This is a genomic window from Sphingobium sp. WCS2017Hpa-17, assembly GCF_031843765.1.
Classification (GTDB): Bacteria; Pseudomonadota; Alphaproteobacteria; order Sphingomonadales; family Sphingomonadaceae; genus Sphingobium.
This window is the reverse complement of sequence record NZ_JAVTIV010000017.1, coordinates 39,238-52,968: the sequence shown is the minus strand read 5'-3', so window position 1 is coordinate 52,968 and position 13,731 is coordinate 39,238. Positions and strand designations below refer to the sequence as shown.

Sequence of the window (13,731 nt, the reverse complement as noted above, 5' to 3'; positions counted from 1 at the left end):
CTCCTGCCCATACTCTTCGGGTCCGGCCTCCGCTTGGAGGTCATGAGCGGCATCGCTGCGACCATGGTCGACATCCTGAAAGTCGGCGATCAGGTGAATTTCGAGCTGAAGCTCGACGGCAATGGGGGCGTTTGCGGGAGGGGGCGGAATCCTACGCCAAGCTCGCCCAGATAGCCGGCGCGAGATCTTACTTGTTGCTGCCTTCTACGGTCGCGCCAGAAAGGCGACGGCTCAGTTCTATCCGGCGATGGCTACGCATTTTGAAGGTGTCTGGCCCAACGCGCCGATACTCAATGAAGCCGAGAGAACGCCAAAATCGCTCTGCCGCTTCATTCGCTTCCAGCACGGCCAACCGAATCTCTGTGGCACCTCTCGCAGCGGCCCAGCTTTCGACCGTCGAGTAAATTGAGCGTCCGACGTCACGACCACGCTGTGCGGCATCTACGATCATGAAGCCGAGATACCATGTGCCATCACGCGGATAATCGCGGAGGATGGCCGCGATTGCATATAGGCCGCCAGGCCCCTTCCATCCCAGGACAGCTTGATTGTGGGCGCTCTTTTCGGGCGGCACATCGGAGAAAAGCTCGCGAGCATCGTCCAGCGTGGGCGCGGCCCCGTCCTGCAACAGGAAATAGTCGCTGCAACGGTTGTACAGGTCTGCAACGTCTGCGGCGTCCGCTTGGGTAAGTTTGATCGGGGCTCCCGTCATCATCATCGCGTTTTGGCAGCAAGCACGCGCTGACCGTAATCCCGGAGTTCCCCGTTGGGACCGACATAGCGGTAGAGAGTGACGCGCTCGATCCCGAGTTCCTTGCAGAGGTCGGAAACGGACGTGTCGCGTTGGGCCATAGCAGCCTGAGCGAGCCGCACCTGGGCCTTGGAGAGGGCGAACTTGCGGCCACCCTTGCGTCCCCGCGCGCGGGCAGCGGCCAGGCCAGCCATGGTGCGCTCGCGGATCATATCCCGCTCAAACTCCGCCAGTGTGGCAAAAATGCCGAACACCATCCGGCCCGATGGCGTCGTGGTGTCGATCTGCGCGCCCTTGCCGGTGAGCACCCGCAGACCGATACCGCGATCCGACAGATTCTGCACCGTGCTGACCAGGTGGGTGAGCGTTCGGCCGAGCCGGTCGAGCTTCCAAACGATGAGGACATCGCCGTCGCGCAACGATTTCAGGCAGGCGGCAAGACCGGGGCGATCATCACGGCTACCGGATGCACGATCATCATAGATATTGCCTGGCTCGACACCGGCAGCGCGAAGGGCATCGTGCTGCAGGTCGAGCGACTGCGAGCCGTCGGCTTTGGACACGCGGGCGTAGCCGATCAGCATGGATCACAAACGAAGGTTTGAGGCGGTGACGAACATGAGCACATAAGATTGGGCTATTGTGTATCTTAACCAGCATCTCAATCAAGCTATCTCAAACCGTAGCTCGGAAAGAATAAGGAGCATGTATGCCGCGTCGCGTGACCCTGACCGATCGACAGCGCGAGGCGCTGCTTCACTTGCCGGTCGATCAAGGTGAGCTGCTGCGGCACTATACCCTCAGCGATGAGGATCTCGGGCATATCCGCCAGCGCCGGCGCGCCCACAATCGTTTTGGCTTCGCGCTGCAACTGTGCGTCCTGCGCTACCCGGGCCGGGTGCTCGCTCCTGGCGAGTTGATCCCGGCGCAGGTATCGGATTTCATCGCGGCCCAGCTCGGCCTGACCAGCGACGATCTACTCCTCTATGCCGCGCGCGAGGAGACCCGGCACGAGCATCTGGCGGACCTTCGCCGAATCTACGGCTATCGCTCCTTTTCGGGGCGGGGCGCACGGGATTTGCGCGAATGGATCGCTCGGGAAGCCGAGGCGGCGACATCGAATGAGGATCTTGCCCGTCGCTTCGTTGCGGAGTGTCGCCGCACCCGCACGATCCTTCCCGGCTCCTCGACGATCGAGCGCCTTTGCGCCGATGCGCTGGTTGAGGCCGAGCGCCGGATCGAGGATCTTATCGCCCATCGCATCACGCCAACCCTGAGCGAGAATTTGGCTCACCTGTTGGAGGATACGGTGGATGGTCGCGTCACGCGCTTCGTATGGCTGCGACAGTTCGAGGTTGGCGCAAATTCAGCAGCCGCTAACCGGCTGATGGATCGACTGGAATATCTTCAAAGGTTCGATCTTCCGGCGGATTTGCTGGACGGCGTGCCGGCGCATCGTGTGACCCGGCTTCGCCGGCAGGGCGAGCGCTATTACGCCGACGGCATGCGTGATCTGCCCGAAGACAGGCGGCTTGCGATCCTCGCTGTCTGCACCCTGGAATGGCGGTCATCGCTGGCCGATGTCATCGTGGAGACCCACGATCGCATCGTAGGCCGTCTCTATCGGGCCTCCGAACGCCTTTGCAACACCAGGATCGCCGACGAAAAGGCGGCCGTTCGGGACACGCTGAAGTCCTTTGCCGAAATCGGTGGTGCTTTGCTTGGAGCGCAGGACGATGGCACGGCCCTGGACGGGATAATCGCCACCGGGCCTGGCTGGGAACGGTTCAGAACCCTTGTCGCCACGGCCTCCGCGCTGACCAACGTGCTCGCGGCCGACCCGCTCAGCCGTGTGCTGGACGGCTATCACCGTTTCCGCCTCTACGCGCCCAGGATGCTGCGCCTGCTCGACATGCAGGCGGCGCCGATCGCCACGCCTCTTCTGGCGGCCGTTGCGATGCTGCGTAACGGGATCAAGGTCGATCCGCCGGTGGATTTTCTACGTCCCAACTCGAAATGGCATCGTCATCTTCGCGCTGAGCCCAGCGGCGACCACCGGCTTTGGGAAATCGCGGTGCTGTTCCACATCCGCGACGCCTTCCGGTCCGGTGACATATGGTTGGCGGGATCGCGCCGCTATGGCGACCTCAAGCAGCTTCTGGTCCCGCCACAGGCGATAGAGCAGACCGCGCGGCTCGCCGTGCCGCTGCGACCCGGCGAATGGCTGGCCGAGCGCAGGGCTCGACTGGATACACGGCTGAAGGAGTTTGGCCGCGCGGCGCGAACCGGCACGATCCCAGGCGGCATCATCGAGAACGGCAAGCTGCACATCGACAAGCTGAGGGCCGACACGCCCGAAGGGGCCGAGGATCTCGTGCTCGATCTCTATCAACAGCTCCCGCCCGCGAGGATCACCGATCTGTTGCTGGAAGTCGATGAGCGAACCGGATTTTCCGAGGCGTTCACGCATCTGCGCACCGGCGCGCCCTGCAGCGACCGGATCGGCCTGATGAACGTGTTGCTGGCGGAAGGCGTCAATCTCGGTTTGCGCAAGATGGCGGCGGCGACCAACACGCACAGCTTCTGGGAATTGCTGCGGATCGCGCGCTGGCATGTCGAAGGCAGCGCCTATGATCGGGCGCTCGCCATGATCGTGGAGGCCCACGCCGCCCTGCCCATGGCCGCCTTCTGGGGACAAGGGCAATCGGCATCCAGCGACGGGCAGTTCTTCCTTGCTACCGAGCAGGGCGAGGCGATGAATCTGATCAACGCGAAATATGGCAACGTCCCGGGCCTCAAGGGATACAGCCATGTGTCCGATCAATATGCGCCGTTCGCAACCCAGGTGATCCCGGCAACGGTCAGCGAGGCTCCCTATATCCTGGACGGGCTGCTCATGAATGACGCGGGCCGCCGCGTTCGCCAGCATTTTGCCGACACGGGCGGCTTCACCGATCATGTGTTCGCCGCCTGCGCCTTGCTCGGCTACAGGTTCGCCCCCCGTATCCGCGATCTCCCTCAGAAAAGACTCTATGCCTTCACGCCCAACGCGACGCCGGCCAATGTGCGAGCGCTGGTCGGAGGTAAGATCAATGAACCGCTCATCGAGCGCAACTGGCCCGACATCCTGCGCATCATGGCGACGATCGCAGCGGGGATCGTCGCCCCCAGCCAGATTCTTCGCAAGCTCGCCTCTTACCCGCGCCAGAATGAGCTGGCCCTCGCATTGCGAGAGGTGGGCCGCATCGAGCGAACCCTGTTCATGATCGACTGGATTCTTGATGCCGGCCTCCAGCGCCAGGCTCAGATCGGCCTCAACAAGGGTGAGGCCCACCACGCCCTAAAGCGCGCCATCAGCTTCCACCGCCGAGGTGAAATCCGGGATCGATCCGGCGAAGGCCAGCACTATCGCATCGCCGGAATGAACCTGCTCGCCGCCATCATCATATTCTGGAACACCATGAAGCTCGGCGAGGTCGTCAATACCCGGGCCGCCAGCGGTACCCATATCGCGCCTGATCTACTCGCCCACGTCTCGCCGTTGGGATGGGAACACATCAATCTAACCGGGGAATATCGCTGGCCCAAATCCTTAGCGTAGGATTCCGCCCCCTCCCGCAAACGCCCCCCCTCCCGCAAACGCCCCCTACGATTGAGAAGCGCGGCGGAATCTCTTAGATTGATCGCTGGAGGCTTTGTTCGCGGAGACGCGCACATTGCCTTCTTTTCGTTTTAGGAAGCGCTGCCCTAAGCGACAGAAGCCAGAGCTTTGACAATGCGGCATTCCGCGATGGAGCCGACCATGTATCTTGATCCTATCGGTGCAGACACGCGATGATGGCGGTCACGACGGCGGTGGTTTCCGCGACGTCGCGCACCCTCACTGTGTCGAGGCCGATTTCAGCAGCGGGATAGTCATTCCCACCGGGGAATATCGCATCCCCAATGAACAGCATCCCGTCGAGCGGGACACCGCTCTCGGCACTCAGGCGCTTCAGGCCATAGCCCTTGTCGATCCCTGCTCTGGTCACGTCGATCGATGTCGTGCCACCGAGATTGATCGAGAGCTCCGGCAGCTTCGCGCGCAACGTGGCCTGCAACGCGGTCCTCTTCTTTCGGTCAGGATCCCACGCTTCCTTTTCCTTCAGCGGCGCTGCCTGCCCCAGGCCCGAAAAGGTGATCTGGCTGCCCCGGTCCTCGATCCGTTCGCCCCAGATACGTTCGTCGGCGAGACCGGCATCGGTCAGCGCCTGATCGAAGGCCGTGCGGATCTTCGCCTTCTCCGCGTCGTCGAACAGTTCGGCATAGACCGCGCGCCAAGCGCCATTGATGAACCGATAGAGTTTCGTGCCTGTGGTCGGCATCAACCAGAGACGGTCGAGCGCGACGCCGGCAGGAAGGCGCGAGGCGATCTGCTTTTCGAACTGCGGCCAGTCCCCGCCCGAGATCACCGCCACATCCGTGATGGCGAGCAATCGGGCGAGGATTGCGGCCATATCCTCCGATAACGGCCGCTTGCTCTCGGCAAGCGTGCCGTCGAGGTCGAAGGCGATCAGCCACTTCATGCCGCCTTCCCTGCCGGATCGCGGTAGGCGAGCAGCCTGAGCGCATTGATGACGACGAGCAGCGTCGATCCCTCATGAACCGCCACCGCTGGCCCAATGCCGAGGCCGAGGATGGTAGCAGGCACCAGGAAGGCGACGACACCCAGGCTGACGAAGACGTTCTGCCGGATGATTCCACGGGTATGGCGGCTAAGACCGACTGCGAATGGCAGGTGCGCCAGATCGTCGGCCATCAGCGCCACGTCGGCTGTCTCCAGCGCAACGTCCGACCCCGCCGCGCCCATCGCGATGCCGACCGTGGCGCTTGCCATCGCCGGCGCATCGTTCACGCCGTCGCCCACCATCGCGACCTTGTCTTCGCCGGCGAGCTTCTTGATCGCGGCAACCTTGTCTTCGGGCATGAGGTCGCCCCACGCTTCGTCGATCCCGACTTCGTCGGCGATCGCTTCGGCGACTTTCTGGTGATCGCCGGAGATCATTATCATCCGCGACACGCCCATCTCGTGCAGCCGACGCAACGCGGTCTTGGCAGCTTCGCGAGGCGTGTCCATCAGGCCGATCGCGCCCAGGTCGCGGTCCCCCTTGCGGACCACCATTGTCGTGCGGCCGTTCTCGCGCAGCTTCGCGATTGCGTCCTGCGCGCCCTGCCCCAGCGCCGGAATGCCCTCACTTCCGAACATCTCGGCCTTGCCGATCCACACCGTCTCGCCATCCACGCTCGCGGTGACGCCCCGACCGGTCAGGCTCTTGAGGTCGCCGGCAGTCGGCACGGCACGATCGTTCAGACGTTCGCGGCCGTCCTTGACGATCGCTTGGGCCAGGGGATGGTCGCTCAACGCTTCGACGGCGACAGCCAGCGCCAGCAACTCGCCTTCATCGGCGCCATCGACGGGCACGACATCAGTGATGCGCGGACGACCTTCGGTCAGCGTGCCCGTCTTGTCGAAAGCGATCGCTTTGAGCGACCCGAGGTTTTCGAGCGGTGCACCGCCCTTCACGAGCACGCCGCCCCGCGCTGCACGGGCAACGCCCGACAGGACCGCGCTCGGCGTTGCGATCGCGAGCGCGCACGGGCTTGCCGCCACCAGCACCGCCATCGCGCGATAGAAGCTGTCGCGGAACGGCTCGTCGACGACCACCCATGCGAACAGCAGGAGCACTGACAGGACCAGGACGGCGGGCACGAAGATCCGTTCGAACCGGTCGGTGAAGCGCTGCGTCGGCGACTTCTGCGTCTCCGCTTCGCTCACCATCTTCACGACCTTGGCAAGCGCGCTTTCATTGGAACGGCGTGTCACCTCGATCTCGATCGCGCCGCCGCCGTTGATCGTACCAGCAAAAACCCGGCTTTCCGCGTCGACTGCATCGGGCTTGGCGCGTGCCGCTGCGGCATCTGCGACCGGCACCTTGTCGACCGGGATGCTTTCACCCGTGACCGGGGCCTGGTTGATCGCGCTGGTGCCCTTGATGACGAAGCCGTCGGCAGGCAGGCGCTCGTTCGGGCGGACGATGGCAATGTCCCCGACGACCATCTGCTCGACCGGGATTTCGCTGGTCTGCCCGCCGCGTCGCACGGTCGCGGTTTCGGGCGCGAGCTTCGCCAGCGCCTCGATCGCCTTCTTGGCGCGGCCCATTGCATAATGCTCAAGCGCATGGCCGAGGCTGAACAGGAACAGCAGCAGCGCACCTTCGGCCCATGCGCCCAGCGCAGCGGCGCCGGCCGCAGCGACCAACATCAGCGTGTCGATCTCGAACTTCTTCATCCGGAGGTTGTCGATCGCCTCGCGCAGCGTGAAGAATCCGCCGAAGAAATAGGCTGCGATATAGCAGGCGGTCGGCAGCCATTCGGGCGCGCCAGCGACCAGCCTCTCGATCGCGTAGCCGATCCCCAGCAGCGCGCCACAGGCGAGCGCGAAGATCAGCTCGGTATTGGGGCCGAGAAATTCGGCGTGGCTATGGTCGTGGCCATCGCCGGGGCCGTGCTTCTCTTCGCCCGCGCCGTGGCCCCCGGGGCCGTGGTCGTGGCCGGCATGTTCATCGGCAGCGACCCGCTTGCCCACCCTCACCTTCAGCTTGCGAAGCGCAGCGCGCACCTCCTCTTCGGTGGTTTCGCGGCGATCATATTCGACCCGGACAGACCCGCTGGTGCTGGCGCTTGCCTGGACCACGCCGGGCAAGGCGCACAGCGCATCGCTGACCGTGCGCGCCCGACGTTCGTGGTTGATCCCCGTCACCTGCCAGATCGCATGGCCGTAGCGCTCGGTGATTTCGGCACCTGCGGCGCGCACCATTTCGCGCAACCGTGGCAGCGGCAGCTTGGCGGCATCGAAATGGATGCACAGCGCCGCTGGCGTGTTGCCGTCGAGACAGATCACATGCGCCCGCTCGACACCTTCGCGCTTTGACAGGGTTGATACGAGACGGTCCAGGCAGGCATCGGCCGCGTCAGGAAGGTCCGGCAACAACACTGGAATGTCGAGTTCGAGCTTGTCGTTCATGACGACCTCCTTTCGCTTTTCTTGGTTTCGGCGCGCGCGTCGCGCAGGATTTCGACACCGCCCTTGATGGCGATGATGGCGGTGGCGAAGCCGACCAGCAGGTCCGGCCAATTGGTACCCAACCACAGCACCAGCACGCCGGCGATCAGGATGCCGCCGTTGGAAATGAAGTCGTTGAAGCTGAAGGTGGTTGCGGCCCGGAGATTGACGTCCGGATCCTTGAGGCGCTGGAGCAGCAGCAGGCAGAGGTAATTCACGACGCCGGCGATCGCGGACATGACCATCATGGTAGGTCCGATGGGCTCGCTGCCCTGCACGTAGCGCCGTCCGACATCGATCAAGATGCCGCCCGCGAAGATCAGCAGCATGACGCCCGAAGCGACCGCGGCGCGTGTCTTCCATGTCTGGCCCCGGGTGAGCGCCACAAGGCTCAGCGCATACACAGCCGTATCGGACAGGTTGTCGACGCCGTTGGCGATCAGCGCGCTCGAGTCCGCGAAGAAGCCGGAAACGAAGAAGCCCGCAGCGATCGCCGCGTTCAGCAGCAGGACGATCCACAGTGTGCGGCGCTCCTGCCCGCCATTGTTGTCGTTGCCCGGGATCATCCCATCATCTCCTCAAGTGTCAGCAGGGCCAGGAAGCCGACGAAAAACATCGAGCTGATGAGCGGGGTGTCGGGTTTCTCGTGCGCCTCGACCAGCAACTCCTCCGTGACGAGGTAGAGCAGCGCCATCAGCCCGAAGCTGAGGAAGCCGGCGATCATCACCGGCGACAGCGCGGCGACCGGCACGGCAGCGAGCGCGCCGATCGGCAGCAGCAGGGCCAATGCCGAGACGATCACGATGATGCGCAAGCGCGAGCGATAGGTTTCCGCCAGCTCGTCGGTCAGCGTCAGTCCCAGAAATAACACTTCCAGAGTGAGCGCGATCGTCAGCAGGAGACCTGCCTTCTCGCCCGCCACGAAAGCGAGGCCGAGCACCAGGCCGTCGACCAGAATGTCGATGCCGATCGCGGCGAGTAGCGCCATCGGCCCCTTGAAGCGGGCCTCAAGAGCCTTGAGCCCCAGCATGGTCGCGACGCCCGCCGCCCCGCCGATCAACGTCGCGCTGGGCGATGCCTCATGCTTGACCTGCGGCAGGATTTCGGTCGCTGCCGCCGCGAACACGACGCCGGCAGCGAGATGCTGTAGGCCCGCCACGAGGCCAGGTTTCAACTTGGTGCGGCTCGCGACAATCGCGCCGAGCACGACCGCCAGCACAGGCGCAAGCGTATAGAGCAGTGCCTGCATTTCCTAGGACTCCTCCGGGGTTCGGTGGCAGACGCGGATCTTCCCGCGTCGCGTGAACGCGATCGATCCGCCCGCCACGACAGCCCGCGAATGGTCGCCGCGAAACTCGTCACCGGTTCGCTGCGCGCGCAGGATCTCGGTCCTGCCCTTCGGCAGCCAGGTGACGGCCATTTTCAAGCCTTCATCGATGAAGTCGACATCGGCGCGTGTGCCGTCGTCGCAGTACATGATGCGCTGCGCGATTAGTTTCGACGTCAGATGCTTTTCATGCGCCGGCTCGGTAGGCTGGGTCGGCGCTGGATTACACGCCCCTATAACCGCCCCGGAGACGAGAACGACGCCGAGGCGCGCGATCGCCAGACCGGCCCGATTCAGGCCGCACAAGGTTGTCACATTTGAAATCGACGTGTCAGACATCGGTCTCTTCCGACGAAGCGCCCTGTGGCGTTCGAAGGCAGGGCAGTTCATCGCGTGCCTTCCTGCTCGCAGATCCGGGTACGGCCATCGCCTTCCACGATGGTGAGCTGCGACCCCTTGAAGGTCGCGGTGGCTGTTTCGCCGACATATTGCAGGCCCTGCGCTGGCGCGGTCAGCATCATCGGCGGTCCCCCGTTGGAGCGCCGCAAATCGATCTGCAGGCCGTTGTCCTTGTAATCGACGAACAGCGGTTCCCCGTCGGAACAGCGATATCTATGCCGCCCCATTTCCCCGGTCGCCACGGCGCTGTCGGACGAATGGATCTGCTGCTCCGTTGGCGGGGCTGGCGGCTTTCTTTCCGAGCACGCCGCGAGCCCGACAACGAGGATGACGGCGGGCAGCACCCGCTTACAGTGCATCATCATCGCGCCTTCCTCCTGTAGCGGAAGGGGACGCGCTGACGATTGATAGCCCGGGCAGGCTGACCTACCCGCCAGCGGAGATAGGTTGCGAGGCGATCGTCAGATTCGACCATCAGGGATCGCAGGCGGCGCAACATCATCGCCGCGAACGGCAGGGAGAGCGCCCCGCGCAGCGTGCAGCTATGCGTTAGCCTGGTGCCGCCATCGTCCCCCGCCAGCTCGTACCGCTCTTCGAGCGTGAACAGATAGGGGATGCCGCAGGACCAAGCGAAGGCGTGCGGTTTATCGAATCGATCAATCCGTGCTGGCGTCCGAATTGGCCGGGTGATGCCCTGGATCGCAAAGGTGCATTCTGTGTCGCCGAGCCGGGACGGATCATCGAGAAATACGAGCGGACTCCACGCCCGGCGATGATCCGGATCGGTGAGTGCCGACCAGATGCGCAGTGGCCCGCCGTGAAGCATCGAGCTGGTTATGGTGCGAGGCATATCCCCATCTCCCAGAGATGGGCGGGGCGATCGCGGATCGCCCCGCCCATCCATCAGGCCAAGTTGTTCACGAAGGTCTGACCGTGGTCGTCCCCTTCATGCTCCTCATTGTAGTGCTCGGGTTTCTCGATCACTTTCTGCCCGAACCGGGCATAGAGTGTCGGCAGCACGAACAGCGTAAGAAGCGTCGCCGAGATCAGACCGCCGATGACGACCGTCGCCAAAGGCTTTTGAACCTCTGCGCCGGCGCCTTCGCCCAGCGCCATCGGCACGAAGCCGAGGCTGGCGACTAGCGCGGTCATGATGACGGGTCGCAGACGCTGCATCGCGCCAACATGCGCGGCTTCCTCGCGGCTCATCCCTGATCGGATCAGATCTTGGATCGAGCTGACCATGACGAGGCCGTTGAGGACCGCGATGCCCGAGAGGGCGATGAAGCCCACTGCCGCCGAGATCGAGAAGTCCATGCCCCGCAGGAACAGCAACAGGACGCCGCCCACCAGCGCGAAAGGCACGCCGGTGAACACGATCGCGGCGTCGCGGACCGATCCCAACGCCCCGTAGAGGAGCAGCAGGATCAAGATGAAGCAAGCCGGAATGACCAGCTTCAGCCGTTCGCTTGCCGATTGGAGGTTCTCGAACTGGCCGCCCCATTCGAGATAGGTGCCGGCAGGCAGCCGGAGTTGGCTGCCGATCGCCGCCTGCGTATCCGCCACGACGGATCCGACGTCGCGGCCACGCACGTTGGCTTGCACCACCACGCGCCGCTTGCCGTTCTCGCGGCTGATCTGGTTCGGACCATCGACCACCTTGATCTCGGCGACGCTGGACAGCGGTACATAGCCGCCGCCTGCCACCGGCACCTGCACCTGTTGGAGCAGGCCGATGTCGGCACGCTGCGCCTCCGACAGGCGGATCACCACGGGGAAGCGACGGTCGCCCTCGAAGATCTGGCCCGATGTTCGCCCGCCGATCGTCGCAGTCACGGTGTCCTGCACATCCTGAGCCGTAACGCCCAACCGCGCCATCGCGTCGCGGTTGACGCGAATGTCGAGCATGGGAAGACCGGTCGTCTGCTCCACCTTCACGTCCGCTGCGCCTTGCGTTCTGCGCAGCACCGCCGCGATTTGCTCGGCCGTCCGGTTCATCTGGTTGAAGTCGTCCCCGAACACCTTCACCGCGATGTCGCCGCGCACGCCGGCGATCAGCTCGTTGAAGCGCATCTGGATGGGCTGGGTGATCTCGTAGGCATTTCCCGGAATCTTCGCGAGATTACCCTCGATCCGGCTGACCAGCTCCTCCTTGGGAAGCTCAGGATCCGGCCAATCCTTGCGCGGCTTCAGGATGACGAACATGTCGGTCGCGTTCGGCGGCATCGGGTCGGCCGCCAGCTCGGCGGTGCCCGTCTTGGAATAGACGAATTGCACCTCCGGCTGCTTCGACATCATCCGCTCGATCGGCACCTGCATCGCCTGGCTCTGCTGGACCGACGTTGCCGGAATGCGGAGCGACTGGATCAGCAAATCGCCTTCGTCGAGCTGCGGCAGGAACACCGAGCCGAGCGTAGTGAAAGCAAGCGCCGCCACCACAAGGCTTCCCACACCCGCACCGATCGTCAGCGTCGGGCGCTTCATGGCCCGGTCGAGACCGGGTTCGTAGCGCTTCTTCAGCCACGTGATGATGCGGCCGTCCTTCTCCTCGACCTTCTTCGACAGCCAGATCGCAATCATCGCCGGCACGAAGGTGAGAGAGAGGATGAAGGCGAAGGCGAGCGCGATGATGACGGTCAGCGCCATCGGTCCGAACGTTTTACCCTCCACGCCGGTCAGCGTGAGCAGCGGTACGTAGACGAGGATGATGATTGCCTGCCCGTACACAGAGGGACGGATCATCTCACGCGCAGCGGCTGCCACGGTCGCGAGCCGTTCCTTGACGCTGAGCAATCGGCCTTCATGATGCTGTTGCTCGGCAAGCCGGCGCAGCGCGTTTTCGACAATGATGACGGCGCCGTCGACGATCAGACCGAAGTCCAAAGCCCCAAGGCTCATCAGATTGGCCGAGACCCCAGCGCGCAGCATACCAAAGCCTGTCAGCATCATGGTGATCGGGATGACCAACGCCGCGATCAGGGCCGCACGGAAGTTGCCGAGCAGCAGGAAGAGCACGACGATGACCAGCACCGCGCCTTCGGACAGGTTTTTCGCGACCGTCTTGATCGTCGAATTGACCAGCTCGGTGCGGTTCAGCACCGGCTGAATTACGACGTCAGGAGGCAGCGAAGCGTTGATCGTCTTCAGTTTCTCAGCGACCGCGGTCGACACGATGCGGCTGTTCTCGCCGATCCGCATGATCGCCGTGCCGACGACGACTTCGGTACCGTTCTCCGATGCCGAACCCATGCGGATCGCCTGACCCGTCTTCACAGTCGCAACTTGTTCGACCGTGATCGGCACGCCGTTACGTGTCGCGATCACGGTCCTGGCCAACTCGCTGGCATTGCGAACGAGCGCATCCGAGCGAACAGCCAGACCTTCGCCATTGCGATTGACGAAGCCACCGCCGACGCTGGTGTTATTGCGCTCCAGCGCATTTCCCAGGTCCGTCAGCGTGATGCCGAGCGAGGCCAGCTTCTGCACGTCGGGCACGACGAGGAACTGCTTGGCGTAACCGCCAATCGAGTCGACACCGGCGAGGCCCGGTGTGGTCTTCAGAAGCGGCGTCACGATCCAGTCCTGCGCGGTGCGCAGGTAGGTCGCCTTGTCCTCTTCGGTCGTCAGTCGCTCGCCCTCTGGCGTGATGTAGCTGCCATCGGGCTGTTGGCCCGGTTCACCGGGCTTGTGCTTGTCGTCCTCGCGATGATCGAGACGAACGGTGTACATGTACACCTCGCCCAGGCCTGTCGCGATCGGACCCATTTCAGGGTTCACGCCGTCGGGCAGATTCTCTTGCACGCCCCGCAGACGCTCGCCCACCTGCTGGCGGGCGAAATAGATGTCCGTCGCGTCCGAAAAGACCGCCGTGATCTGCGCGAAGCCGTTGCGGCTCAACGAGCGCGTATATTCCAGGCCGGGGGTGCCGGCGAGCGCGGTTTCGATTGGAAACGACACCTGCTTCTCGACCAGCTCGGGCGAGAGGGCAGGCGCGCGGACGTTGATCTGGACCTGATTGTTGGTGATGTCCGGCACCGCGTCGATCGGTAGCCGGTAGAGGGAAAAGGCGCCGATGGCGGCGACGATGACGGTGAGGAGCAGGACTAGCCAGCGCTTCTCGACCGCCCAGGTTACGATACGGGCGATCATGGC

The 13,731-nt window shown here is 63.8% G+C and carries 11 protein-coding genes; 1 reads left to right on the top strand and 10 read right to left on the bottom strand.

Features of this window, described 5'->3' with window-relative positions:
• Nucleotides 1–187 precede the first annotated feature (187 nt).
• Both RQH62_RS18900 and RQH62_RS18895 read right to left on the bottom strand, forming a co-directional pair.
• Nucleotides 188–718: a GNAT family N-acetyltransferase gene (locus RQH62_RS18900; protein ID WP_311270233.1), complete on the bottom strand. Its 531-nt coding sequence runs from the start codon at nt 716–718 to the stop codon at nt 188–190.
• Nucleotides 715–1,335 (bottom strand): recombinase family protein, encoded by a 621-nt coding sequence (locus RQH62_RS18895; RefSeq protein ID WP_008832583.1) that lies wholly within the window; start codon nt 1,333–1,335, stop codon nt 715–717. Before RQH62_RS18895 ends, RQH62_RS18900 begins: the two co-directional genes overlap by 4 nt.
• Before the next feature lie 125 nt (nt 1,336–1,460).
• Between RQH62_RS18895 and RQH62_RS18890 the strand changes: the two genes are divergently transcribed.
• The gene (locus RQH62_RS18890) at nt 1,461–4,352 is read left to right on the top strand and encodes a Tn3 family transposase (protein WP_016746447.1); all 2,892 of its coding nucleotides are present in this window, start codon (nt 1,461–1,463) and stop codon (nt 4,350–4,352) included.
• Nucleotides 4,353–4,566: 214 nt separating this feature from the next.
• Here the strand turns inward: RQH62_RS18890 and RQH62_RS18885 are convergent, their stop codons facing one another.
• From RQH62_RS18885 to RQH62_RS18850, 8 genes are read right to left on the bottom strand one after another with little or no spacing between them, the layout of a single operon-like run.
• The gene (locus RQH62_RS18885; RefSeq protein WP_004212890.1) at nt 4,567–5,316 is read right to left on the bottom strand and encodes an HAD-IIB family hydrolase; all 750 of its coding nucleotides are present in this window, start codon (nt 5,314–5,316) and stop codon (nt 4,567–4,569) included.
• Nucleotides 5,313–7,814 (bottom strand): heavy metal translocating P-type ATPase, encoded by a 2,502-nt coding sequence (locus RQH62_RS18880; protein ID WP_004212886.1) that lies wholly within the window; start codon nt 7,812–7,814, stop codon nt 5,313–5,315. Before RQH62_RS18880 ends, RQH62_RS18885 begins: the two co-directional genes overlap by 4 nt.
• The gene (locus tag RQH62_RS18875; protein ID WP_311270232.1) at nt 7,811–8,419 is read right to left on the bottom strand and encodes a cation transporter; all 609 of its coding nucleotides are present in this window, start codon (nt 8,417–8,419) and stop codon (nt 7,811–7,813) included. Before RQH62_RS18875 ends, RQH62_RS18880 begins: the two co-directional genes overlap by 4 nt.
• The gene (locus RQH62_RS18870) at nt 8,416–9,102 is read right to left on the bottom strand and encodes a ZIP family metal transporter (RefSeq protein WP_004212882.1); all 687 of its coding nucleotides are present in this window, start codon (nt 9,100–9,102) and stop codon (nt 8,416–8,418) included. Before RQH62_RS18870 ends, RQH62_RS18875 begins: the two co-directional genes overlap by 4 nt.
• Before the next feature lie 3 nt (nt 9,103–9,105).
• The gene (locus tag RQH62_RS18865; protein ID WP_017183574.1) at nt 9,106–9,519 is read right to left on the bottom strand and encodes a hypothetical protein; all 414 of its coding nucleotides are present in this window, start codon (nt 9,517–9,519) and stop codon (nt 9,106–9,108) included.
• A gap of 47 nt (nt 9,520–9,566) precedes the next feature.
• Entirely contained in the window at nt 9,567–9,944 is a 378-nt protein-coding gene (locus tag RQH62_RS18860; RefSeq protein ID WP_009824022.1) for a hypothetical protein, read from the bottom strand.
• Complete coding sequence (locus RQH62_RS18855; RefSeq protein WP_004212879.1) at nt 9,941–10,429, bottom strand: SRPBCC domain-containing protein; 489 nt, start codon at nt 10,427–10,429, stop codon at nt 9,941–9,943. The genes RQH62_RS18860 and RQH62_RS18855 overlap by 4 nt, the downstream gene beginning before the upstream one ends.
• Nucleotides 10,430–10,482: 53 nt before the next feature.
• On the bottom strand, nt 10,483–13,728 hold the full coding sequence (locus tag RQH62_RS18850) for a CusA/CzcA family heavy metal efflux RND transporter (RefSeq protein ID WP_311270231.1): 3,246 nt from the start codon (nt 13,726–13,728) through the stop codon (nt 10,483–10,485).
• Nucleotides 13,729–13,731: the final 3 nt, after the last annotated feature.